The sequence below is a fragment of the Ruegeria sp. PrR005 genome, assembly GCF_010500245.1.
Lineage (GTDB): Bacteria > Pseudomonadota > Alphaproteobacteria > Rhodobacterales > Rhodobacteraceae > Ruegeria_B > Ruegeria_B marisflavi.
In genome coordinates this window covers 59,925-81,850 of sequence record NZ_JAAGOX010000057.1, presented here as the reverse complement: position 1 = coordinate 81,850, position 21,926 = coordinate 59,925, and the positions used below count along the sequence as shown (strand labels likewise).

General features: G+C 64.6%; 20 protein-coding genes. 9 read left to right on the top strand and 11 right to left on the bottom strand.

What is annotated here, in order from left to right:
• Positions 1-188: 188 nt before the first annotated feature.
• The 3 genes from pgeF to lgt are packed head-to-tail and all read right to left on the bottom strand — an operon-like array spanning position 189 to position 2,892.
• Positions 189-944 (bottom strand): peptidoglycan editing factor PgeF, encoded by a 756-nt coding sequence (pgeF, locus tag G0P99_RS23800; protein ID WP_164132989.1) that lies wholly within the window; start codon positions 942-944, stop codon positions 189-191.
• Positions 941-2,008, bottom strand: a complete 1,068-nt coding sequence (locus tag G0P99_RS23795) for a class I SAM-dependent methyltransferase (RefSeq protein WP_164133110.1) — start codon at positions 2,006-2,008, stop codon at positions 941-943. The genes pgeF and G0P99_RS23795 overlap by 4 nt, the downstream gene beginning before the upstream one ends.
• Positions 2,005-2,892 carry a prolipoprotein diacylglyceryl transferase gene (lgt, locus tag G0P99_RS23790; RefSeq protein WP_164132988.1) on the bottom strand — a complete coding sequence of 296 codons (888 nt, stop codon included), beginning with the start codon at positions 2,890-2,892 and terminating at the stop codon, positions 2,005-2,007. The genes G0P99_RS23795 and lgt overlap by 4 nt, the downstream gene beginning before the upstream one ends.
• A gap of 96 nt (positions 2,893-2,988) precedes the next feature.
• Here lgt and G0P99_RS23785 point away from each other — a divergent pair, with 96 nt between their 5' ends.
• The 5 genes from G0P99_RS23785 to G0P99_RS23765 all read left to right on the top strand — a co-directional run bounded on the left by G0P99_RS23785 (position 2,989) and on the right by G0P99_RS23765 (position 6,288).
• Complete coding sequence (locus G0P99_RS23785; RefSeq protein ID WP_164132987.1) at positions 2,989-3,237, top strand: accessory factor UbiK family protein; 249 nt, start codon at positions 2,989-2,991, stop codon at positions 3,235-3,237.
• A gap of 411 nt (positions 3,238-3,648) precedes the next feature.
• Complete coding sequence (locus G0P99_RS23780) at positions 3,649-4,149, top strand: YbjN domain-containing protein (RefSeq protein ID WP_164132986.1); 501 nt, start codon at positions 3,649-3,651, stop codon at positions 4,147-4,149.
• A 39-nt stretch (positions 4,150-4,188) separates the two neighbouring features.
• Positions 4,189-5,004 (top strand): pyrroline-5-carboxylate reductase, encoded by an 816-nt coding sequence (gene proC / locus G0P99_RS23775; protein ID WP_164132985.1) that lies wholly within the window; start codon positions 4,189-4,191, stop codon positions 5,002-5,004.
• A complete protein-coding gene (locus G0P99_RS23770; protein WP_164132984.1) occupies positions 4,997-5,335 on the top strand; it encodes a tRNA-binding protein in 339 nt (112 codons plus the stop codon). Before proC ends, G0P99_RS23770 begins: the two co-directional genes overlap by 8 nt.
• On the top strand, positions 5,335-6,288 hold the full coding sequence (locus G0P99_RS23765; protein ID WP_164132983.1) for a D-glycerate dehydrogenase: 954 nt from the start codon (positions 5,335-5,337) through the stop codon (positions 6,286-6,288). Before G0P99_RS23770 ends, G0P99_RS23765 begins: the two co-directional genes overlap by 1 nt.
• Positions 6,289-6,366: 78 nt before the next feature.
• Here the strand turns inward: G0P99_RS23765 and G0P99_RS23760 are convergent, their stop codons facing one another.
• Together G0P99_RS23760 and G0P99_RS23755 are read right to left on the bottom strand one after the other, a co-directional pair.
• Positions 6,367-7,014: an aminotransferase class IV family protein gene (locus tag G0P99_RS23760; RefSeq protein WP_164132982.1), complete on the bottom strand. Its 648-nt coding sequence runs from the start codon at positions 7,012-7,014 to the stop codon at positions 6,367-6,369.
• On the bottom strand, positions 6,969-8,090 hold the full coding sequence (locus G0P99_RS23755; RefSeq protein WP_164132981.1) for an aminodeoxychorismate synthase component I: 1,122 nt from the start codon (positions 8,088-8,090) through the stop codon (positions 6,969-6,971). Before G0P99_RS23755 ends, G0P99_RS23760 begins: the two co-directional genes overlap by 46 nt.
• A gap of 198 nt (positions 8,091-8,288) precedes the next feature.
• On the opposite strand from G0P99_RS23755, the gene carB reads away from it, so the two are divergent.
• Positions 8,289-11,657: a carbamoyl-phosphate synthase large subunit gene (gene carB, locus G0P99_RS23750; RefSeq protein ID WP_164132980.1), complete on the top strand. Its 3,369-nt coding sequence runs from the start codon at positions 8,289-8,291 to the stop codon at positions 11,655-11,657.
• Positions 11,658-12,121: 464 nt separating this feature from the next.
• Here carB and G0P99_RS23745 read toward each other — a convergent pair whose 3' ends face one another.
• Positions 12,122-12,751 carry a hypothetical protein gene (locus G0P99_RS23745; RefSeq protein WP_164132979.1) on the bottom strand — a complete coding sequence of 210 codons (630 nt, stop codon included), beginning with the start codon at positions 12,749-12,751 and terminating at the stop codon, positions 12,122-12,124.
• Positions 12,752-12,936: 185 nt separating this feature from the next.
• Here G0P99_RS23745 and G0P99_RS23740 point away from each other — a divergent pair, with 185 nt between their 5' ends.
• Positions 12,937-13,347: a VOC family protein gene (locus G0P99_RS23740; RefSeq protein WP_164132978.1), complete on the top strand. Its 411-nt coding sequence runs from the start codon at positions 12,937-12,939 to the stop codon at positions 13,345-13,347.
• A gap of 18 nt (positions 13,348-13,365) precedes the next feature.
• Here G0P99_RS23740 and G0P99_RS23735 read toward each other — a convergent pair whose 3' ends face one another.
• Genes G0P99_RS23735 through G0P99_RS23725 form a run of 3 tightly spaced genes read right to left on the bottom strand, consistent with a single transcriptional unit; the run spans position 13,366 to position 17,917 of the window.
• Complete coding sequence (locus G0P99_RS23735; protein ID WP_164132977.1) at positions 13,366-16,398, bottom strand: efflux RND transporter permease subunit; 3,033 nt, start codon at positions 16,396-16,398, stop codon at positions 13,366-13,368.
• An 11-nt stretch (positions 16,399-16,409) separates the two neighbouring features.
• Positions 16,410-17,447 (bottom strand): efflux RND transporter periplasmic adaptor subunit, encoded by a 1,038-nt coding sequence (locus G0P99_RS23730; protein ID WP_164132976.1) that lies wholly within the window; start codon positions 17,445-17,447, stop codon positions 16,410-16,412.
• Positions 17,444-17,917 (bottom strand): MarR family winged helix-turn-helix transcriptional regulator, encoded by a 474-nt coding sequence (locus G0P99_RS23725; RefSeq protein ID WP_164132975.1) that lies wholly within the window; start codon positions 17,915-17,917, stop codon positions 17,444-17,446. The genes G0P99_RS23730 and G0P99_RS23725 overlap by 4 nt, the downstream gene beginning before the upstream one ends.
• A 164-nt stretch (positions 17,918-18,081) precedes the next feature.
• Between G0P99_RS23725 and G0P99_RS23720 the strand changes: the two genes are divergently transcribed.
• On the top strand, positions 18,082-19,209 hold the full coding sequence (locus tag G0P99_RS23720; RefSeq protein WP_164132974.1) for a beta-ketoacyl-ACP synthase III: 1,128 nt from the start codon (positions 18,082-18,084) through the stop codon (positions 19,207-19,209).
• Positions 19,210-19,285: 76 nt separating this feature from the next.
• Here G0P99_RS23720 and G0P99_RS23715 read toward each other — a convergent pair whose 3' ends face one another.
• Entirely contained in the window at positions 19,286-20,212 is a 927-nt protein-coding gene (locus G0P99_RS23715) for a DUF2332 domain-containing protein (protein ID WP_164133109.1), read from the bottom strand.
• 47 nt (positions 20,213-20,259) lie between these two features.
• Positions 20,260-20,721, bottom strand: coding sequence for a hypothetical protein (locus G0P99_RS23710; RefSeq protein WP_164132973.1), 462 nt, complete (start codon positions 20,719-20,721; stop codon positions 20,260-20,262).
• Positions 20,722-21,052: 331 nt separating this feature from the next.
• Here G0P99_RS23710 and G0P99_RS23705 point away from each other — a divergent pair, with 331 nt between their 5' ends.
• Positions 21,053-21,649, top strand: a complete 597-nt coding sequence (locus G0P99_RS23705; protein WP_164132972.1) for a thymidine kinase — start codon at positions 21,053-21,055, stop codon at positions 21,647-21,649.
• The last annotated feature ends 277 nt before the right edge of the window (positions 21,650-21,926 follow it).

The following is a 21,926-nucleotide window of genomic DNA, read 5'->3' as shown; positions in this document are numbered from 1 at the left end:
GCCGTTCCTTGAAAATTAGACGACAGGGACAAGCCGGGGAAAAGTTGCGCGATCAAGTGATGTTTTGATTTCCGGCCTTGAAAAACAAGGTGAATTCCCTTTGGGGAAAATCCTGTGGCCGTCGACGGCCGCGGCAAAGCGGGGCAACAATGTGGCAGCGGTGGCCACACGCCGCGCTTGCCTTTGCCTCAGAGACGGATGACCGAGATCAGGCGGCCATAGTCGGCCTCACCAGCATGGGTCGAGCGCCGGTAGGAATAGAAGCGATCGGCGTCAGAATAAGTGCAATGGCGGGTCCACTCCGCCTCTCCGACACCGGCGTCGCGCAACCGCGACAGCCCATAGGCGGGCAGGTCGAACATCATCCTGTCGCCAGGACCATTGGCAAAGAACCTTGCGTTTTCAGCGTCTTCGTCAAAGAACGTCTCGAAGAACTCGGGTCCCACCTCATAGGCCCGCTGCGAGATCGACGGGCCGATGACGGCCACCACGTTCCCCCGCTCGGCGCCCAGATCCTCCATCGCGTCCAGCGTGGCTTCCAGCACGCCATCCAGCGTGCCGCGCCACCCGGCATGGGCGGCACCGACGACGCCTGCGTCGCGATCCGCAAACAGCACCGGCTGGCAATCGGCGGTCAGAACGGACAGCGCCAGACCGGGCACGTTGGTCACCATCGCATCGGCGCGCAGTTTCTCTTGCAGGGGTTCGGTGACCGTGACCACCGTGTTCGAATGCACCTGATGCACCGCTTGCAGAGGGGTGCCGTTCAAACCCATGGCATCGGCGACCCGCGCCCGGTTCAGGGCAACGACATCGGTCTGATCCGACGAGCCGGTGCCGCAATTCAACCCCGAGAACACGCCCGACGAGGCGCCCCCCCGGCGCGTAAAGAAGCCGTGGCGAACAAAGGACAGGCTGTCAGCGGTCAGTATTTCGAGCGTCATCTTTCCAGTCCCGGAGGCGGATTGGCCGAAGTGGGAAACAGTCCCAGCACCTTGAACAAGTTTCCCATTTCATCGGGGTGCGTCAACCTGCGATGTGCGGAAACAAGCAGGTCACGTTCCGTACCCGTCAAACGGTCCGCCAGTTGTTGCGCGCGCGGCGTGATCCCCAGCCTTTCCAGGAACACGCCCTGCGGTGTCAGCCTTGTATGGGCGCATCCGCCGCCGCTGGCGGCCAGCGCCAGCGCTTCGAAATCGACATGCGCCGTCAGATCGGCCTGACCGGGGTCGGCAAACGGGTCGGTGGCTTGGTGGTTTTGCAACGCCTGAAACGTATCCCCCAGCGACCGCCAGTCGCCATAGTCGACGATCAGCGCGGCGCCCCCCTGTGTCGCGATCCGCTCGGCGATCGGGGCCACGATGGCCGGTGCCGATGGGCACAGCTCTACCAGATCGCCGTCGCGCGTATCCTCCAGCCGGTGGTTCAGCGCCGGTTGCGCCACGGCCGCCCCCTTTCCCAGACAGATGGTCTGGGCACGCGCGCCCACCAGACGTTCGCGCCACAGCTCCCCGTCCCGCACGAACTGACGAATCGGCAGGGCGTCAAAGAACTCGTTGCCGATCAGGAACAGCGGCAGTTGCGGCAGCGACTGCACATCATCCAGCCATACCGGCGCATAGGGGGCCAGCAACTTGGCCTGTTCGGCCCTCAGAACGGGCGAGGCCTCGACCAGATGCAGGCGCGCGGCCGCGTGAAATCCCGGCACCGCGCGCGTCGCGCGCAGGGCATCGGCCATCAGGGTGCCCCGGCCCGGGCCCAATTCGGCCAGCACGAACGGGGCCGGGTTGCCCTGATCCATCCAGGCCTGCGCCAGCGCCAGCCCCACCAGTTCCCCGAACATCTGGCTGATTTCCGGCGCGGTGGTGAAATCGCCGCCCCGGCCCAGCGGGTCGCGCGTCGCGTAATAGCCGTAGTCGGGGTTCAACAGGCATTCCGACATGTAATCGGCCAGGCTCATCGGCCCCTGAGTGGCGATCCGTTCCAGCAGCCGCGCGCGCAGGCTCATGCCGCCGCCTGCCTTGCCCGCAGGATCAGCCACAGACCCAGTGCGATCATCGGCAGTGAAAGCGCCTGCCCCATAGTGAGGCCATAGCCATTGATCTGCCAGGCGAGCCCCAGCGGATTGCCGAGGCTGACAAATTGCGCGTCCGGCTGGCGAAAGAACTCGACGATGAACCGGGCCAGCCCGTATCCGGCCAGAAAGACGCCGGTCACCATGCCCGGCCGTTTCAGCGCCCCGCGCCGCCAAACCAGCCACAGAACCAGGGCACCCAGCAGCACCCCCTCCAGCGCCGCCTCGTAAAGCTGTGAGGGATGGCGCGCGCAGAGCCCTACAACATCGGGACAGTCCTGCGCCGCCGCACCCGGAAAGATCACTGCCCAGGGCAGGTCCGACGGGCGCCCCCAAAGTTCCGCGTTGATGAAATTCGCAAGCCGCCCCAAAAGCAGCCCGGGCGGCACCGTATGCGCCACCAGATCGGCCATCTGAAGCCGCCCGATGCCGTGCCGCGCCGCATAGATCCAGGCGGCCGCAACCACGCCCAGCAAGCCGCCGTGAAAGGCCATGCCGCCCTGCCAAACCATCAGGATTTCCGCCGGATTGGCCAGGTAATAGGCAGGCTGATAGAACAGCACGAAGCCCAGCCGCCCGCCCAGGATCACACCAAGGATGATCCAGGTCAGCAGATCCTCGACCTGTTGCGCGGTCATCGGGGCGGCATCGCCGGGCCACAACTGCGGACGCCGGACGGCGGCGACCGCCAGCCGCCATGCAATCAGGATCCCGGCAATATAGGCCAGCGCATACCAGCGCAGCGCGAACTCCATCCCGAAAAGAGATATTGCGAAAATTTCGGGAGATATCTCGGGAAAACGTAGTACTGCCTGCATATGTGCCTCATTGCCTTTGGCCTGCGGCACAAGTCAACCTTGAGCCCGGCGCCATTGTTGCCCATATAGAGGTCAACTTCGACACGGAGAAGACCGATGCAGACCCGCAACAAGTTTCTGGACGATATCTCGCAACTGATGACCAATGCGATGGGCGTGGCCCAGGGCGCGCGGGACGAGGCCGAAACGGCGATGAAATCGCTGATGGACCGCTGGCTGGCCGACCGCGATTTCGTCACCCGCGAGGAATTCGACGCCGTGCGCGCCATGGCCCAGAAGGCGCGCGAAGAGAACGAGGCGCTGGCCGCCCGCGTCGCCGCGCTCGAGGCAAAGCAGGGCGAGTGACCCGCCCCACGGGGACTGGCTGTCACGTCCTGTTTGCATGACGTGGACTGCACCCGCCCGCTTTCCAAATTGCCAAGAACCCATTCTGCAAGGCGAGCCGGCCAGACCGGCTCACCCCTCTTCCGCGCCATTCGATCGGCGCGATATGTCCTCCGTTTCAATCCTGTTTTCGCCGATCCTGCGACGCAACTACGTCCATTGATCCACAGTGGCGGCTGCCGTTATTTCGGGCCAACATTCATCCCATCCACAACTTATTGCGCTTATCCCCAAATAAAGGGTTGCCAGACAACGGATTGAGTATCACCATATCTAGTACAGGCGGCGAGAAAACTCGCGGACTGTTGAGCAGGCACCTAGCGCTGGGGGCGCTACCCGCCCCGCACCGCTAGAGATCAGTGAGGTGGCACCATGGCCCTGTCCGAACATTATTTGGAAGAAGACATCCATCCGATCGACATCGTCGAGCATCTGGCCGAGCATCACGAGTGGGATTTCGACCGGATCGGCGACGATCAGATCGCCATGGCGGTCGAGGGTCAGTGGCGGACCTACTCGCTGACACTGGCCTGGTCTGGCTATGACGAGACGCTGCGCCTGATCTGCACCTTCGAGATGGAGCCGCCGGCCGAAAAACTGCCGCAGCTTTACGAGCTGATCAATGCGATGAACGACCAATGCTGGGCGGGCTCCTTCACCTATTGGGCGGCGCAGAACCTGATGGTCTATCGCTATGGCCTCGTGCTGGCCGGCGGTCAGGTCGCCAGCCCCGAGCAGATCGACACGATGATCAATGCGGCCGTCCTGAGCGCCGAGCGCTATTATCCCGCGATCCAGCTGATGGTCTGGGGTAACCGCAGCCCGTCCGACGCAATGCAGGTCGCCATTGCAGAGGCTTATGGCCGGGCTTAAACCTGTGCCCCGAACCGGATAACAGGAGAGGGGCATATCGTGGACATGTCTGATATCGCGCGCCGCGGGCTGGTGTTGCTGGGCTGTGGCAAGATGGGGTCGGCGATGCTCGCCGGCTGGCTCGACGGCGGGCTGCCCGCAGGCTCGGTCTGGGTGATCGACCCCTATCCGTCGGACTGGGTCAAGGCACAGGGCGTGCATGTGAACGCCGAGCTGCCCGCCGATCCGGCCATCGCGCTGATCGCGGTCAAGCCGCAGATGATGGGCGCCGCGCTGCCGCAGATGCAGGCGCTGGGCAACGGCACGACCCTCTTTGTCTCGGTCGCCGCCGGAACCTCGATCGCCACCTACGAACAGATCCTCGGGGGCGACACGCCCATCGTGCGCGCCATGCCCAACACGCCCGCCGCCATCGGGCGCGGCATCACAGCGCTCATCGGCAACGCCCGCGCGTCTGCCGCTGATCTCGACCTGGCCGAGGCGCTGCTCAAGGCGGTGGGCCAGACCGTGCGCCTGGAACGCGAGGATCAGATGGACGCCGTCACCGGCGTCAGCGGCTCGGGCCCGGCCTATGTGTTCCACCTGATCGAGACGCTGGCCGCCGCTGGCACCGCCCAGGGCCTGCCCGCCGAACTGGCGATGCAGCTGGCCAAGGCCACCGTGGCGGGCGCAGGCGCCCTGGCCGAGGCGGCCGACGAGGACCCCGCGCAGTTGCGCGTCAACGTGACCTCGCCCAATGGCACCACCCAGGCGGCGCTTGAGGTGCTGATGGAGCCCGAGACCGGCTTCCCGGGCCTGCTCAACCGCGCCGTCGCCGCCGCAACCAACCGATCCAGGGAGCTGTCCCATGGCTGAGATTTCCTTTGACGACTTTCTCAAGGTCGATATCCGCGTCGGCGAGGTGATCCGCGCCGAACCCTTCCCCGAGGCCCACAAGCCCGCCATCAAGATGTGGATCGACTTTGGCCCCGAGATCGGCGAGCGCAAGACCTCGGCCCAGATCACCGCGCATTACGATCCGATGGCATTGGTGGGCAAACAGGTGATGGCGGTGGTCAACTTCCCGCCACGCCAGATCGGCAAATTCATGTCCGAGGTGCTGGTGCTCGGCCTGCCTGACGAGAACGGCGAAATCGTGTTGATCGGCCCCGATGGCAAGGTGCCGCTGGGCGGGAGGATGCATTGATGAAACTCTTGATCGCACGGCCGATGACCGCCGCAGTCGAAGCCCGCGCCCGGGCCGAGTTCGACACCGAGATCCGCACTAGCACTGCACCGATGACCGAGGCCGAGATGCTGCGCGCCCTGAGCGAGTTCGACATCGTCATGCCCACTTTGGGCGACATGTTCAGCGCAGGCGTCTTTGCCCAGGTGCCAGAGCCACGCTGTCGGCTGCTGGCCAATTTCGGCGTGGGGTACAATCATATCGACGTGGCGGCGGCGCGCGGCGCAGGGGTGGCGGTGAGCAATACGCCCGGCGCGGTGACCGATGCCACGGCGGATATCGCGATGACGCTGCTGCTGATGACCGCGCGCCGAGCGGGCGAAGGCGAGCGGCTGGTCCGCTCGGGCCGCTGGGAAGGCTGGCACCCGACCCAGATGCTGGGCCACCATGTGACCGGCAAACATGTGGGCATCGTTGGTCTGGGCCGGATCGGCCAGGCCATCGCCCGGCGCTGCCATTTCGGGTTCGGCATGCAGGTGTCCTATGTGGCACGCAGCGACAAGGACGTGGATTTCCCGGCAACGCGGATGGACAGCCTCGCGGTCCTGGCCGGAGCGGTCGATTTCCTGGTGGTCGCCGTGCCCGGCGGGGCCGAGACCCGGCATCTGATCGACGCGCAGGTTCTGGCCGCGATGAAACCTTCGGGCATTCTGGTCAACATCGCGCGTGGCGAAGTGGTGGACGAGGCGGCCCTGATTGCCGCGTTGTCAGAGGGCCAGATCGCTGGGGCAGGGCTTGACGTTTACGAGTTCGAACCCAAGGTGCCCGAGGCGTTGCGCGCGATGGAACAGGTGACGCTGCTGCCGCATCTGGGCACCGCCACCGAGGAGGTGCGCACCGGCATGGGTCACATGGCGATGGATAATGTGGCGGCCTTTGTCGCGGGGCGCGATCTGCCGAACCCGGTAGCTTGAGCGGGGCAGGGGCGCTGCCCCCTCTTGGCCTTTGGCCAATTCACCCCCGGGATATTTTCAGCAAGAGGAAAGAGCGGGTTACGCGCTGGCGACGAGCGTGGCGCGGATCAGCCCACGCAGGGAATTGCCGCAATAGATCGCGTGGGCCTGATGCAGATCTTCGGGCGTCAGGCTGGCCTCGCGCGCCTGACCGGTGGCCAGCAATTCGGCGCGCAGCACACCCGGCAACAGGCCGGCAGACAGGGGCGGGGTCAGCAGGCCGTCTCCGGTATCGACAAAAACATTGGTGATGCTGCCCTCGCAAAGCGCGCCCGCCGTGTTCAGAAACAGCCCTTCGTCGATGCACGCAGGCAAGGCGGCGCGGGCGCGGTCGTAAAGCGCGCGCTGGGTTGTCTTGTGCCGCAGCCAGGGATCGCGCGCCTCCAGCCGGTCCGGCAGGATCGCCACACGCCAGTGTGGCGCCCCCGGGGCCAGCGGCGCGGTCTCCAGCGCCAGGGTTCCGCCCGCATCAAGCGTCAGGCGGCAGCGCAGCGGTAAGGCGCTGGTGATCCCGGTCAGCAGGCGCTCGGCCTCTGTCCGGTCGAACCGCATCCCCAGCGCAGCGGCGGACCGCCCCATGCGCGCCAGATGCAACGCGCCCCGGCGCGGCCCCTCGTCCGGGTGCCAGCCCAGCGTCTCGATCAGGCGAAAGCCAGGGTCAGCTGGCGGGCAAAGCGGGCTTTCCACAGCGCCTCCTCGTATTCCGATGTGGCGGTGCTGTCCCAGACGACACCACCGCCAAGATTGAGCGTGGCGCCGCCCTCATCGACCAGCAAGGTGCGGATCGCCACGTTGAATTCCGACCGACCGTCGGGCGCGGCCCAGCCGATGCTGCCGCAATAGATGTCGCGCGGCCAGGGTTCCAGATCGGCCAGGATCTCCATCGCGCGGATCTTGGGCGCGCCGATGATCGAGCCGCAGGGAAACAGCGCCCGCAGGATATCCGAGAGAGTCACATCGGGCCGCAACCGCGCGGCCACCCGCGACACCATCTGATGCACGGTGGCATAGGTCTCGACTTGGAACAGCTCGGGCACATGCACCGATCCGGGCAGGGCCACCCGGCTGATATCGTTGCGCAGGAGATCGACGATCATCAGGTTCTCGGCCCGGTTCTTTTCGTCACGCGCCAGCCAGGCGCGGCGGCGCGCATCCTCGGCCGGATCGTCGCTGCGCGGCTGGGTGCCCTTCATCGGGCGTGTCTCGATCCGCCCCGCCGCATCGGTGCGAAAGAACAGCTCGGGCGAGCGGCAGAGGATATCGGGCAGACCCCGTTGCGTCACCAGCACCCCGTGGCCCACCGGCTGATGTGCGGCCAGGGCGGCATAAAGCGCGGCACTGTCACCCGCCACGCGCAGATCGACCGGAAAGGTCAGGTTCGCCTGATAGATGTCGCCCGCCCCGATCGCCTGCTTCACTTTGTCGAACGCGCGGGTATAGCGCGGCTCGGACCAGCGCGGGGCGAAATCGGCGATGCCACCGGACGGGTCGGCCAGCGGCAGTGCCTGGGGCGCGTCATAAAGGCCAAAGCACAGAAGCGGCAGGCGCCGGCCCCCGGGCATACGCGCCAAAAGGCGCGGCTCCAGCGCATAACCCAGCTCGTAACTGGCATAGCCCGCCAGCCATGCCCCCGACGCACGCGCGCGGTCCAGCGCAGCCAGCGCATCGGGCACCTGATCGGCGCTATCCGCCCGGATCACGTCCTGCGGGTTGGCGAATCCGGTTCCCGGCCCGCACGGCCCATGATCAAAGCGAAACTGCACTGCCGGTCTCCGTCTGCACTGCCATTTGGCGTGAGCAGGCGGTATAGAGATTTCGCGCCCGGGCGAAAGAGTCGAAAGCGGCAAATTCACGCCGCTTTCCGATCCCTCTTGCACCTTTCCCCGAGGCGCCTATAACGCACGACAATTTGAGCGCTGGGCGGGCGCTCGTGACTCGCATGAAAATCAAAGGGGCCAGCCATGCCGAAGAGAACCGACATCCAGTCGATCATGATCATTGGAGCCGGGCCAATTGTCATCGGGCAGGCCTGTGAATTCGACTATTCCGGCGCGCAAGCCTGCAAGGCGCTGCGCGAAGAGGGCTACAGGGTGATCCTGGTGAACTCGAACCCGGCCACGATCATGACCGATCCGGGCCTGGCCGACGCCACCTATATCGAACCGATCACGCCCGAGGTGGTCGCCAAGATCATCGAGAAAGAGCGCCCCGACGCACTGCTGCCCACCATGGGCGGGCAGACCGGCCTCAACACCTCGCTGGCGCTCGAAGAAATGGGCGTGCTTGAGAAATTCGGGGTCGAGATGATCGGCGCCAAGCGCCATGCCATCGAAATGGCCGAGGATCGCAAACTGTTTCGCGAGGCGATGGACCGGATCGGGCTGGAAAACCCCAAGGCGACCATCGTGTCGGCCCCCAAGACCGACAAAGGCAAATACGACATCCGCGCGGGCCTGGCCCAGGCGATGGACGCGCTCGAGGAAATCGGCCTGCCCGCGATCATCCGCCCTGCCTTTACCCTTGGCGGCACTGGCGGCGGCGTGGCCTATAACCGCGACGATTACGAGCATTTCTGCCGCTCGGGGCTTGAAGCTTCGCCCGTGGCGCAGATCCTGATCGACGAAAGCCTCTTGGGCTGGAAGGAATACGAGATGGAAGTCGTCCGCGACAAGGCGGACAACGCGATCATCGTCTGTTCCATCGAAAACGTCGATCCGATGGGCGTGCATACCGGCGACTCGATCACCGTGGCCCCGGCGCTGACGCTGACCGACAAGGAATACCAGATCATGCGCAACGGCTCGATCGCCGTGCTGCGCGAGATCGGGGTCGAAACCGGCGGCTCGAACGTGCAATGGGCGGTGAACCCGGCTGACGGCCGCATGGTGGTGATCGAAATGAACCCGCGGGTGTCGCGCTCCTCCGCGCTGGCCTCCAAGGCCACCGGCTTCCCGATTGCCAAAATCGCGGCCAAGCTGGCGGTGGGTTATACGCTGGATGAGCTGGACAATGACATCACCAAGGTTACACCGGCCAGCTTTGAGCCGACCATCGACTATGTCGTCACCAAGATCCCGAAATTCGCCTTCGAGAAATTCCCCGGCTCCGAGCCTTACCTAACCACCGCGATGAAATCGGTAGGCGAGGCGATGTCGATCGGCCGCACCATCCACGAATCGATGCAAAAGGCGCTGGCCTCGATGGAATCGGGCCTGACCGGCTTTGACGAGGTCACCATTGCCGGCCTCTCCGTCGGCCTCTGGGACGCGGTCGAGGGTGCGGATGACAAGGCGCATGTGATCAAGGCGATCAGCCGCCAGACCCCCGACCGGCTGCGCACCATCGCCCAGGCGATGCGGCACGGCCTGTCGGATGACGAGATCTTTGGCGTCACCAAATTCGATCCCTGGTTCCTGGCCCGCATCCGCGAGATCGTCGAAGAGGAACGCGTCCTGCGCAAGACCGGCCTGCCCACCACCGAGGAAGGCCTGCGCGCGCTCAAGATGCTGGGCTTCACCGATGCGCGTCTGGGCAAGCTCACCGGCCGCGACGAGGACAACGTGCGCCGCGCCCGCCACAACCTGGGCGTCACCGCCGTGTTCAAGCGGATCGACACCTGCGCCGCCGAGTTCGAGGCGCAGACCCCATATATGTATTCCACCTACGAGGCGCCGATGATGGGCGAGGTGGAATGCGAGGCACGCCCCTCCGACCGCAAGAAGGTGGTCATTCTGGGTGGCGGCCCCAACCGGATCGGCCAGGGGATCGAATTCGACTATTGTTGCTGTCACGCCTGTTTCGCGCTGACCGATGTCGGCTATGAAACCATCATGGTCAACTGCAACCCCGAAACCGTGTCGACCGACTATGACACCTCGGACCGGCTCTATTTCGAACCGCTGACATTCGAACATGTGATGGAAATCCTGCGGGTCGAGCAGCAGAACGGCACCCTGCACGGCGTCATCGTGCAGTTCGGCGGCCAGACCCCGCTGAAACTCGCCAATGCGCTGGAACAGGCCGGTATCCCGATCCTGGGCACCACGCCCGACGCCATCGACCTGGCCGAGGACCGCGAGCGGTTCCAGGATCTGGTCAACCGTCTGGGCCTGAAACAGCCCAAGAACGGCATCGCCTCGACCGATGCCCAGGCACTGGCGATTGCCGAGACTATCGGCTTCCCGCTGGTGATCCGCCCCTCCTACGTGCTGGGGGGGCGCGCCATGGAAATCGTGCGCGACATGGATCAGCTGCGCCGCTACATCGCCGAGGCGGTGGTGGTCTCGGGCGACAGCCCGGTGCTGCTCGACAGCTATCTCAGCGGCGCGGTGGAACTCGACGTCGACGCGCTCTGCGATGGCGAGGCGGTGCATGTGGCGGGCATCATGCAACATATCGAAGAGGCGGGGGTGCACTCCGGCGATAGCGCCTGTTCACTGCCGCCCTATTCGCTCTCGCCCGAGATCATCGAGCAGATCAAGGATCAGACCAACAAGCTGGCCCGCGCCCTCAACGTGGTCGGCCTGATGAACGTGCAATTTGCGATCAAGGCCAATGAGCAGGGCGTGGACGAGATCTACCTGATCGAGGTCAACCCCCGCGCCAGCCGCACGGTGCCCTTCGTGGCCAAGGCCACGGACTCAGCCATCGCCTCCATCGCCGCGCGTGTCATGGCGGGTGAGAAACTCAGCGCCTTCCCGATGCGCCCCCCCTACAAAGAGGGCGAAGATACCAAGATCGCCGACCAGATGACGCTGGCCGATCCCAACATGCCCTGGTTCTCGGTCAAGGAGGCGGTGCTGCCCTTCGCCCGCTTCCCCGGGGTCGACACCATCCTCGGCCCGGAAATGCGCTCCACCGGCGAGGTGATGGGCTGGGACCGCTCCTTTGCACGCGCCTTCCTCAAGGCGCAGATGGGCGCGGGCATGGTGCTGCCCAGCGAAGGCCGCGCCTTCATCTCGATCAAGGACGCCGACAAGGGCGCCGCCATGCTCGAGGCCGCGCAGGTGCTGGTGGATCAGGGTTTTACCCTGGTCGCAACCCGCGGCACCCAAAGCTGGCTCGCCGGTCACGGCGTACCCTGCGAGGTGGTGAACAAGGTCTATGAAGGCCGCCCCGACGTGGTCGACATGCTGAAGGACGGGCAGGTGCATCTGGTGATGAACACCACCGAGGGCGCCCAGGCCGTCAGCGACAGCAAGGCCATCCGCTCCATCGCGCTCTACGACAAGATCCCCTATTTCACCACCGCCGCGGGCAGCAACGCCGCCGCCCTGGCGATCAAGGCGCAGGCCGAAGGGGATATCGAGGTGCGCAGCCTTCAGGGCTGACACCCTAAATTCAGGAGAAACCGGCGAAAACCCGGTCTCTCCTGCTTCTTTCTGGTGAAAAATACTCCCAGGGGGGGCCGGGGGACGGCGTCCCCCGGCAATCTGCGTGGGTGCGCCCTCCGGGCCGCAGTCCCCGACCGAAGTCCCCCCGCGCTGTTGACCTGCAAGGGATTGCCCCGCAGGCTACCCTCATCGCAGCAGCACAAGGAGCGCGACAATGCGCCTGACCCTCTTTCTCGCCAGCCTGCTGGCGCTCAGCGCCTGCAACGGCATTCCCCTGATCCCTTTTATCTGAGGCAACGCCCACCGACCGCGCGTCCACCTGCCGATGATGACATACCGAGAGGCCCAGGCCGAAGGGGCGATTACGGGGCAGCCTTCCGAGGGTACCGCGTCAATGCTATTGTCCGGAGTATTCCTGAGCGCTGGCGGTGCATCTCACTCCGGGCGCCGCCGAACTGCGCTCATTCCTGTGTGGCAAGGCATTTCAGGATCTCGGCATGCAGGCTTTCCATTGTGCGGTGATCCAGCGGGGCTCTTTCGTTCACAGCCCCTCTTTCCTGATACTGTTTGAACAAATCCGCATAATACTCGGGGTTTCTGTTTAGGTCCTCGCGCAACTGAAACCGTACATTCAGAAAGGCTTCCCTGATTTCCGCCCGGGCGACCTCATCTTCCGGAGCATAGGTTTTTCCCGCATTTACGATACAGTATTGCCGTTTGGCCGCGGTGGTCAGCGCATTTCTGGTCGTTGTGGGATCGAAATAGGAACTGGTCTGGTTGATGGCCAGGCCGCCGATCCCTATCCGTGCCAGACTGTCGGCGCTCATCCCGTTGACCACACCGGCTGCCGCCCCGGCGGCCAGCAGGATGTTGAAGACCGTAAGCCCATCCTGCTGTGTCGCAACGGAATCCGAGAGCGACAAGTATTCGTTGGCGACCGTCAGTCCTGCCTCAAGCAACTCGGCGTTTGTCGTCGCCGAGAAATACGTGGCGGCATTGTTTCCTTCCTTTTCTGCCAACTGGCTTCGGTTAACGCAACCTGAGGTCAAAGAAATTACTGAAATTGCAAGAAAACAGATGAATGCCCTCATATTCGCCCCCCAAAAAATTACTCCAAGTATAGTTATAGAATTGTGTTTTTCGCAACCAAACCCCAAGCAATACTTCACCAACGGACATTTAACCAATTAGAAAGAGCGGGTTGTTTGATCGTGGGGGGAATTGCATCCGTCTCTTCCGTCTCGCAGAATGCGGCTAACCATTCGTGGAGGCCCCCATGAACATCTACACCACCTTCGGAACCAACGACCTGGCCCGCGCGGTCCGGTTCTATGACGCGGTCTTTGCCGTGCTGGATCAGCCCCGCCTGCCGGATTGGCCCGAAGGCTGGGCCGGTTGGGGCCAGGACTATGACAATGGCACCGGCTTCTGGGTTTGCGCGCCGTTTGACGGTTCACCCGCCAGCACCGGTAATGGCACCATGGTGGGTTTCCCCGCCCGCGACGCGGCGCAGGTGCGCGCCTTTCATGCCGCCGGCCTCGCCCATGGCGGCACGGATGCGGGCGCGCCCGGCACCCGGCCCTATTACACACCGGATTTCTACGTGGCCTATCTGCGCGACCCGGATGGCAACAAGATCTCCTGCTTTTTCTACCACTACGACGCGGCAGAGGACGCGGGCGCCTGACGCCCGCGCCCGAACCGCTCAGCCCTCGGCCCGCGCCTCGCGGGTAAAGAACAGGTCATAGAACACCGGCGCCGCGATCAGGGTCAGCACCGTGGCAAAGGCCAGCCCGCCCATGATCGTCACCGCCATCGAGACAAAGAACGCATCCCACAACAGCGGCGCCATGCCCAGAATGGTGGTGACGGCCGCCAGCATCACCGGCCGGATCCGCGACACCGAGGCCTCGACAATGGCATCCCGCAGCGGCTTGCCCTCGGCCCGGACCAGGTCGATCTCCTCGACCAGCACGATGCCGTTCTTGATCAGCATCCCCGACAGGCTCAAGAGCCCAAGAAGCGCGGTAAAGGTGAACGGCAACCCGGTCCCCAACAGGCCAATCACCACCCCGTTCACCGACATCGGCACCAACAGCCAGATGATCACCGGCTGGCGGATCGCGTTGAACAGCAGGATCGAGATCAGCACCATGATCAACAGGCTCAGCGGCAATTGTTTGCCCAGGCTCTCCTGCGCCTTGGCCGAATCCTCGAACTCACCGCCCCATTCCATCCGATAGCCCGGCGGCAGCGGGATGGCCTCGATCGCCGGGCGGACCTCTGCATGCACCTGTGCCGCGGTCAGATCGGCGGGAATGTCGGCACCCACGGTCACCGTCAGCAGTCGGTCGCGCCGATGCACCAGCGTGTTGACCGCCTCGTATTCGAACCCGTCCACCATCTGTTCGACCGGCACGAATTTCTCGGACAGCGGTGAATAAACCACCTGATCGACGATGGAATAGGGGCCATCGGCAGGGCGGCGAACGATGATCGGGATCAGCCGGTCCCGCTCGCGCAGTACCCCGCTGGTGATGCCATCGGTGGAAAACCGCAGCATGTCGGCGATATCGTCGCGACTGACGCCCGCGATCTGCGCCCGCTCGGTGGCATAGATGGGGCGCAGCGCCAGTTCCTGCTCGTACCAGTTAGACCGCACACCGGTGATATCGCCCGAGGCCGCGCGCATCTCGCCCATCGCCGTTTCGGCCAGTTGCCGCAGCACAGCCGGATCGGGTCCTGAGAACCGCACCTGGATCGGGTCGCCGCCGCCGGGGCCAAAGACCAGCCGCCTGGTGCGGAACTCGCCCTCGGGGAAGGCTGCGGTGCCAAACGCCTCCAGATCGGCCTGAAGCGCGGGGATATCCTCGATGCTCGCCGTTCGCACGATCATATGCCCGTAAGACGGGTTCGGCTTTTCCGCCGCATAGGTCAGCATGAAGCGCGTCGCGCCTTGCCCGGCAAATGTGGTGTAAGCCACCACATCCTGGCGTTCGGCCAGCCAGGCTTCGACCCGGGCCAGATCGCCTGCGGTGGTCTCGATCGGCGTGCCCTGCGGCAGCTTGTAATGCACGAAGAACAGCGGGGTGTTCGAATTGGGAAAGAACTGCTGCTTCATCAGGCCAAACCCCGCGAAACAGGCCGCCGTCACCGCGACCAGCCCCACCATCACCAGCCAGCGCAACCGCAGCGCGCCGCGCAAAGTGGCGGCATAGGCCCGGAACAGCGGCCCGCCATAGGCATCGGCGGCATCCGCATGCCCTTGCTTGAAGAAGTAATGCCCCAAAAGCGGCGTCACCGTCAGCGCCAGCACCCAACTCAAAAGCAGCGAAATACCGATCACGGCAAAGAGCGAGAACAGAAACTCACCCGTCGCATCTGGGCTGAGGCCGATCCCGGCAAAGGCCATGATCCCGATCACGGTGGCGCCCAACAGCGGGATCTGCGTCTTGCCCGCCGCCTCGTCGGCGGCCGCGCGCGAGGGCTTGCCGCGCAGCATGGCGATCTGCATCCCCTCGGCCACCACGATGGCATTGTCCACCAGCATCCCCATGGCGATGATCAGCGCCCCCAGCGAAATGCGCTCCATCTCGATGGAAAACAGCGCCATGAAGAGAAGCGTGCCCACCACGGTCAGCAGCAGGGTCGCCCCCACTACAACCGCCGCGCGCCAGCCCATGAACAGCGCCAGCACCGACACCACGATGGCCACCGACATGGCCAGGTTGACGAGGAAGGCGTTGCTCGCCTCCTCGACCACCACATGCTGCTGATAGATCGGTTCCAGCGTCACACCGGCCGGGATATCGCCGTCCAGTTCCGCCAGCCTTGCATCCACCCGTTGGCCCACCTCGACAATATTCTCGGTCGCCAGCCCCGCTATGCCCAGCGTGAACGCCTCACCCCCGTTATGGCGGATGATCAGGTCGGGGTCAGCCTGACGCCCCCGATGCACCTGCGCCATGTCGAACAGGTTGATCACCTTGCCTTGCGTGCCCACCGACAGGCCCGCGATGGCGTCCACACTGTCCGAGCCTTCGGGCCGCAGGATCGCGGTCTTGCCGTCCCCGTTGCGCAGGGTGCCCGCGTCGCGCACGGAATCGGCGGTGGCAATGGCGTTGGCGATGGCCTGTACCGGCACGTTCTGGTTCACCGACAGCGCCAGATCGGGCTCGACGAATATCGCCTCGTCCGGCAGACCGGCCACCTCAACCCCCGCCACACCGCTCACCGCCAACAGTTCGCGCCGCAGCCATGTGGCCAGTTCGTGCAGCTCGGCATCGCTGTATCCGGGCGCGGTCACCGCATAGAACAGGCCATAGACATCGCCGAAACTGTCATCGACAAAAGGCGCGCCGACCCCATCGGGCAGGGCGCGGGCAGCATCGCCCACACGGGCGCGCAGCTTGGTCCAGATCGCGGGCAACTCGCCCCCGTCATAGGTCGACTTGATCTCGACCGAGATCAGCGACTGCCCCGGCTGGTTGACCGAGGTGATCGTCTCCACCTCGTCCATCTTTTGGATCGCCGATTCCAGCGGCTCGGAAACCTCCAGCGCTACCTGTTCGGCGGTGGCACCGGGATAGCGGGTAATGACAACCGCCTCCTTGATGGTAAAGGCCGGGTCTTCCAGGCGGCCCAGCGTGGCAAAGCCCCAGATGCCGCCAACCAGCGAAATCAGGATGATGAGCCAGGTATAAAGCGGCTTTTCAATCGACAGGCGCGCGATGTTCATGACCCGGCCCTTCAGTTGCCAAAGCCGGTGAACCGGCGCACCGATTGCCCGTCGTTCAGGCTGGCACCGCCGACACTGACGATCTCGTCGCCCTCGGCCAGGCCCGACAGTACCCGCACCGACCCATCCGGCAGCGGTGCGATCTCGACGGCCTGCCGCCGCACCGTTCCGGTATCGGCGCCGGTGGGCTCAAAGATCATCACGCCAGGACCGCCGCCCGCATCGGTGACAATCGCCGAGGGCGGCACCGCGATGCCCGGTTCGCCATCCCGAACCCGCACATTCACCGTCACCGATGAGCCGGGAAACACGTTCAGATCGGGCGGCGGGGTAAAGCCGAAATTGATGCGGAAGGTCTGGCCGACGCTTGATGTCTCGGCATCGAACTCGCGGATCTGCAACAGAAACTCCTGGTCCGAGGCCGGAAACTTCGCTGTAATGCGCACATCCTCGGGCTCGCCCGCGCGCTGGAACAGGATCTCTGGCACGTCCACCTCAATCCGCAGCTCCGACATGTCATGGATCCGCGCCACCGGCGTCCCCGCCTCTACTGTGGTAAAGGCCGCCACGTTGCGGCGCGAGATCAGCGCGTCAAAGGGCGCGGTCAGCGTCGCATGTTCCAGCGCATATTCTGCATCACGCAGCGCAATGGCGGCCAGTTGCGCATTGGTTTCCGCGTCGTCCAGCGACACCTGGCTGACCGTGGTCCCCTGGAGCCGGCTCAGCCGCGCCACCGTGCGGTCGGCCTGTTCCTTTTGCAGCCGGGCGCGATCCAGTTGCAGCTCGAAATGCTCCAGATCCAACCGCGCGATCAGGCTGCCCTTGGGCAGTAATACGCCCTCGTTCACCGGAAATTCGACGATCTGCCCCGCCACCTGAAAGGCCAGATCGACCGTGCGCCGCGCCGCCACCTGTCCAAAGAACTGGCGTGAAAACCCGGGCGCGGCCTCGCTCACCACCATCAGCTTGACCGGCTTGGCGGGCGTGTCCGCCGCCAAGGGGGCCGCGGCAAGGCTCAGCACAGCCCCCAACGCAAAAAGAAATCTCATGTCTTGAACCCTTCGGATAGTCCGGTTTCCAGGATGGTCAGGCGGATCTTGCGCGCCAGCTGCGCAAATTCCTCGGTCTCGCAGGCATCCAGCCCCGACACCTCGTGAAACAGCGCGCCCGCATCAGCGACAAACTCGGCGCGCAGCGCCCGGCCCTCGGGCGTCAGCTCCAACAGCCAGGCGCGGCGGTCGTCGGGGTCGCGGCTGCGGGTCAGATACCCCGCTTTTTCCAGCGAATCCGCCGTGGCGGTGATGGTCGAGGGCAGCGCCAGCATCTCGCGCGCCAGCACCCCCATGCGCATCGGTGTGCCGAGTTTGATCAGCATATGCGCCTCGGGACGGCTGAGGCCGGTCTCGTCCACCTCGCTGGCAATCACCTCTTCCAGTTTCCAGTACAGCGCATAGACACCCATCATCGCCTCGATCTCGGGCGGGTAGGTCTTTGGTGGAGGAGAAGCGTGGTCGGTCATCGGGCAGCCCCCTGTTTCGCCCTGCGATGTGCTTCAAAAAATGAAACATTCAATATCAGAACTGAAATATCGCCCGTTTGGCCCGGTTTCCCTTGGGGCAATCCACTTGATTGCAACGGGTTTCGCCTGCATTTTGGGCAAACCCCTTTTTCGAGGACTTTCACATGTTCAGACCTGCGATCACCGGCACCGGTGTGTTCACGCCACCGAACGTCATCACCAATGCCGAGCTGGTCACGGCCTTCAACGCCTATGCCGACCGGATGAATGCCGAGAATGCCGGGGCCATCGCCGCAGGCGAGATGGAACCGATGCAGCACTCCTCGGAAGAGTTCATCGTCAAGGCCAGCGGGATCGAGAACCGCTATGTGATGGACAAGACCGGTGTGCTCGATCCTGCGGTCATGCACCCGCTCTTGCGTCAGCGCGACGATGACGAGCCGGGCATCATGACCGAGATGGCGGTGGATGCGGCGAAAAAGGCGCTGGCGCAGGCGGGCAAGACGGCCGCCGATGTCGACGCGGTGATCTGCGCCGCCTCGAACCTGGAACGCGCCTATCCGGCGGTCGCGATCGAGATCCAGCAGGCGCTGGGCATTCAGGGCTTTGCCTTTGACATGAACGTCGCCTGCTCCTCGGCCACCTTCGGCATCCAGGCCGCCGCCGACATGATCCGCGCAGGATCCATCCGCTCGGCGCTGGTGGTCAACCCCGAGATCTGCTCGGCCCATCTGGAATGGCGCGACCGCGATTGCCACTTCATCTTTGGTGATGTGGCCACCGCCACCCTGATCGAACGCATCGAGGACGCCAAGGGCCCGCATTTCGAGATCCTCTCGACCCGCTGCGCCACCCAGTTCTCCAACAACATCCGCAACAACAACGGGTTCCTGCGCCGTTCGCGTCCCGACGGGTTGAAAGACCGCCGCGACATGCAGTTCATGCAGAACGGCCGCAAGGTGTTCAAGGAAGTGCTGCCGATGGTCAGCCAGCATATCGCCGATCACATGGCCGCCGAGGGCGTGGCCAATACCGATCTGAAACGGCTCTGGCTGCATCAGGCCAACAAGACGATGAACGATTTCATCGGCAAAAAGGTTCTGGGCCGCGAGCCGGAACCGGGCGAACAGCCCAACATACTGCAAGACTACGCCAACACCTCCTCGGCCGGGTCGATCATCGCCTTCTCGCAGAACTCCGACGATCTGGCCGAAGGCGATCTGGGCCTGATCTGCTCCTTCGGCGCGGGCTATTCGGTGGGTTCGGTGATCCTGCGACGGCATATGTCCTGAAGAAGCGATCTGAGCGCCAGCACTCAGGCCCGGTTCCTGGGGGCTGCGCGCTCAATCCGGTCCCCCACACGAGCCTCTAAAGCCAATCCAGGCTTTGTCCATGCGGACCGGTCCAGGCGACGGGGTGACCGTCCAGTGCCATCAGGAACTTGCCCGCGCGCGGGGTCAGCCCCTTCGCGTGGTTGGGAAAGACGCCGGGCGCCTCGTTGCTGATCCAGTGCAGATCGCGCGACCGCATCAGCCGGGTAAAATCTGCCCGGGCGTCAGGGTCACTGACATAGGTCAGCACCGCAGAATGCATCACCACCAACCGCGCATCGGCGGGTGCCTGTGCCAACAGCGCCTCCAGATCCCGGGTCAGGTCACCCGCCACCACCGGTGGCGGCGCCTGCCGGGCCACCGCAACAGCCTGACGCAGCCGTGCCAGCCGGTCGGTCTGTTCCGGCCAGACCAGCGCCTCAAGCCAGGCCACATCCCCGGCGTCCCTCAGATCGGGCGGCGCCAGGTCCAGCCCCGCCCGCCAGACGATCTGCGGATGCCTGTCGGGCAGGGGCGCACGATCATTCACCCGGCAGGGAAACACCGGCGCCCCGGTCCCGCCCGGCGGGTCAAGCCGGGTACGGCCCCAGTCATAGCCATAGTGATCGGGCAGCAAGCAGAGCCCGGCCGAGGCGCCGACCTCGATCAAGGCCAGCGGCCCGTCGAGCCGCGCCAAGAGCGGCAGCAGACAGGCACAGCGCCCCGGCTCGTTGGTCTGGGTCCGGCGCGCCCGCATCACCGCCGCGATGGCATCGCCTTCGCGCGTCAGAATATCGTCAAATGCGGCCTCGGTCCGGGGCAACCCGCCCACCAGGCGCAGCGCTGCAAAGAAGAGGTTGGGTTGACGCCGGTCGGGCGGCAGGTCCCCGAGAAACGCAAGCGCCCGCGCCGATCCCGCCACGTGGCATGCCCAGTCGGTGTAAAGCGGCGAATGCCCCTCCGCCTCGACCCGGGCAAACCGCAGATATCGCTCTGCAAGCGCCGCTTGGGCTGCGGGTGAGGCCCCCGGCCTCAGCTGGTGCTTTCCTCTTCCAGATGCAGCTTCATGTCGATCAGCACCTGCTGCAACTGCACCGTTTCCTTCAACAGCCGCTTGGCCTCGTTCACCGTGATGATCCCGTCCTCGATCGCGGATTGGTATTCGCTCATAAGCATGGCGAATCTTTGGCTCAGCGCGATGACATCGGCATTGACCCCGCCCCGCCGCGTGTCGTTGTCGTTCCGGCCTGAATAGCTGAGCGTGATGTTGCGCAATTCGGCCAGCGCCGAGGTGACATGCGGATAGCCGGCGGCGGCCTCAAGCTGGGCCACGGCATCGACCGGCATGAAACGGTCCGAATGCTCGGCATTGTCCGAGTAATACCGCCCAAGGGTCGCCTTGGACTTGCCGGTCAGGACACAGGCCGCCTCGATCCCGACATCCTTGACCAAGGCTTCGGTATGCTTCTTCAGATACGCCCCTATGTCCGCCATCCTCGCCCTTTCCGTCCTGTTTTTGTCCCGCCGTGGCATCTGGGGGAAACCACAGGGAAATTTCCCATAACCTTCTTAATACGGAAATGCCATTTTTTTTCTATCCCAAAGGATAGTTGGGATGTCTACGAGTGGCGAACGTTTCTCGCCTGTAGTGAGTGGTTTCGGATCAGCCTCGGCGTCCGTACGGTCTGCCCTGGTGGCAGAAGGCACCGTTTCCGTCTCTGGTTCGTGGTCCATCCCCAGAGGTGTATCCTCGGACAGGACCAGGGCGGGGGCGGTGCCGACCAGATATCTTGCCCTGTCTTTCCCGACGGAATAAACCGCGTGCATGGCAAAACTGTACTTCAATTTCTCGACCATGAACGCCGGCAAATCGACCGTGCTGCTCCAGGCGTCGCACAATTACCGCGAGCGCGGCATGCACACCTATCTGCTGACCGCCGCGATCGACGGGCGCGCCGGACATGGCCGTATCGCCAGCCGGATCGGGATCGAGGCCGAAGCCGATATCTTCACCCCAGAAGACGACGTCTTTGCCATGATCGCAACCAGGATAGGGCAGGGGCCCATCGCCTGTGTCTTCGTGGACGAGGCGCAGTTCCTCAGCCCCGAACAGGTCTGGCAACTGGCCCGGGTCGTCGACGACCTGGATATCCCGGTGCTGACCTTTGGCCTGCGCGTCGATTTCCGGGGCAAGCTGTTTCCGGGCTCGGCCACGCTTCTGGCCCTGGCCGACGAAATGCGCGAGGTGCGCACGATCTGCAAATGCGGCCGCAAGGCGACGATGGTGATCCGCCAGGACGCCGAGGGCCGGGCGATCACCGAAGGCGCACAGGTGCAGATCGGCGGCAACGAAACCTATGTCTCGCTCTGCCGCAAGCACTGGCGCGAGGCGACCGGCGACCGTGGCCACACGCTGACCTGAGCGGGGGGCGCTCCCGCCCGCCTCGGTGCATCCTTCGGATACCCCTGCGGCCGTTGGGCCCGGCGCGCCCGGGGCGCGGGCCATGCCCGCGCCCCGGGCGCGCGCGCCGTGGCACCCGCAGCGCGGCCCGCGGCCGCGCTGCCCGGCCCAACGGGCGGCGACTTGTCCGCAAGGACAGGTCAACGACGGGCGGGAGCGCCCCGCCGACCCGTAAAATCCGGGCGAATACGCCACAAACCAAGCTTGCGCGCGGCGCGGCCTTGACTTCCCCCGCCTA

Bases quoted from the DNA above. Each gene is read 5' to 3' on its own strand.
- pgeF (WP_164132989.1), bottom strand. From the start codon at position 944: ATGACGCTCGAAATACTGACCGCTGACAGCCTGTCCTTTGTTCGCCAC.
- G0P99_RS23725 (WP_164132975.1), bottom strand. From the start codon at position 17,917: ATGACCGACCACGCTTCTCCTCCACCAAAGACCTACCCGCCCGAGATC.
- G0P99_RS23710 (WP_164132973.1), bottom strand. From the start codon at position 20,721: ATGGCGGACATAGGGGCGTATCTGAAGAAGCATACCGAAGCCTTGGTC.
- G0P99_RS23735 (WP_164132977.1), bottom strand. From the start codon at position 16,398: ATGAACATCGCGCGCCTGTCGATTGAAAAGCCGCTTTATACCTGGCTC.
- G0P99_RS23720 (WP_164132974.1), top strand. From the start codon at position 18,082: ATGTTCAGACCTGCGATCACCGGCACCGGTGTGTTCACGCCACCGAAC.
- G0P99_RS23785 (WP_164132987.1), top strand. From the start codon at position 2,989: ATGCAGACCCGCAACAAGTTTCTGGACGATATCTCGCAACTGATGACC.
- G0P99_RS23765 (WP_164132983.1), top strand. From the start codon at position 5,335: ATGAAACTCTTGATCGCACGGCCGATGACCGCCGCAGTCGAAGCCCGC.
- G0P99_RS23770 (WP_164132984.1), top strand. From the start codon at position 4,997: ATGGCTGAGATTTCCTTTGACGACTTTCTCAAGGTCGATATCCGCGTC.
- carB (WP_164132980.1), top strand. From the start codon at position 8,289: ATGCCGAAGAGAACCGACATCCAGTCGATCATGATCATTGGAGCCGGG.
- G0P99_RS23730 (WP_164132976.1), bottom strand. From the start codon at position 17,447: ATGAGATTTCTTTTTGCGTTGGGGGCTGTGCTGAGCCTTGCCGCGGCC.
- G0P99_RS23795 (WP_164133110.1), bottom strand. From the start codon at position 2,008: ATGAGCCTGCGCGCGCGGCTGCTGGAACGGATCGCCACTCAGGGGCCG.
- G0P99_RS23705 (WP_164132972.1), top strand. From the start codon at position 21,053: ATGGCAAAACTGTACTTCAATTTCTCGACCATGAACGCCGGCAAATCG.
- G0P99_RS23745 (WP_164132979.1), bottom strand. From the start codon at position 12,751: ATGAGGGCATTCATCTGTTTTCTTGCAATTTCAGTAATTTCTTTGACC.
- G0P99_RS23740 (WP_164132978.1), top strand. From the start codon at position 12,937: ATGAACATCTACACCACCTTCGGAACCAACGACCTGGCCCGCGCGGTC.
- lgt (WP_164132988.1), bottom strand. From the start codon at position 2,892: ATGCAGGCAGTACTACGTTTTCCCGAGATATCTCCCGAAATTTTCGCA.
- G0P99_RS23780 (WP_164132986.1), top strand. From the start codon at position 3,649: ATGGCCCTGTCCGAACATTATTTGGAAGAAGACATCCATCCGATCGAC.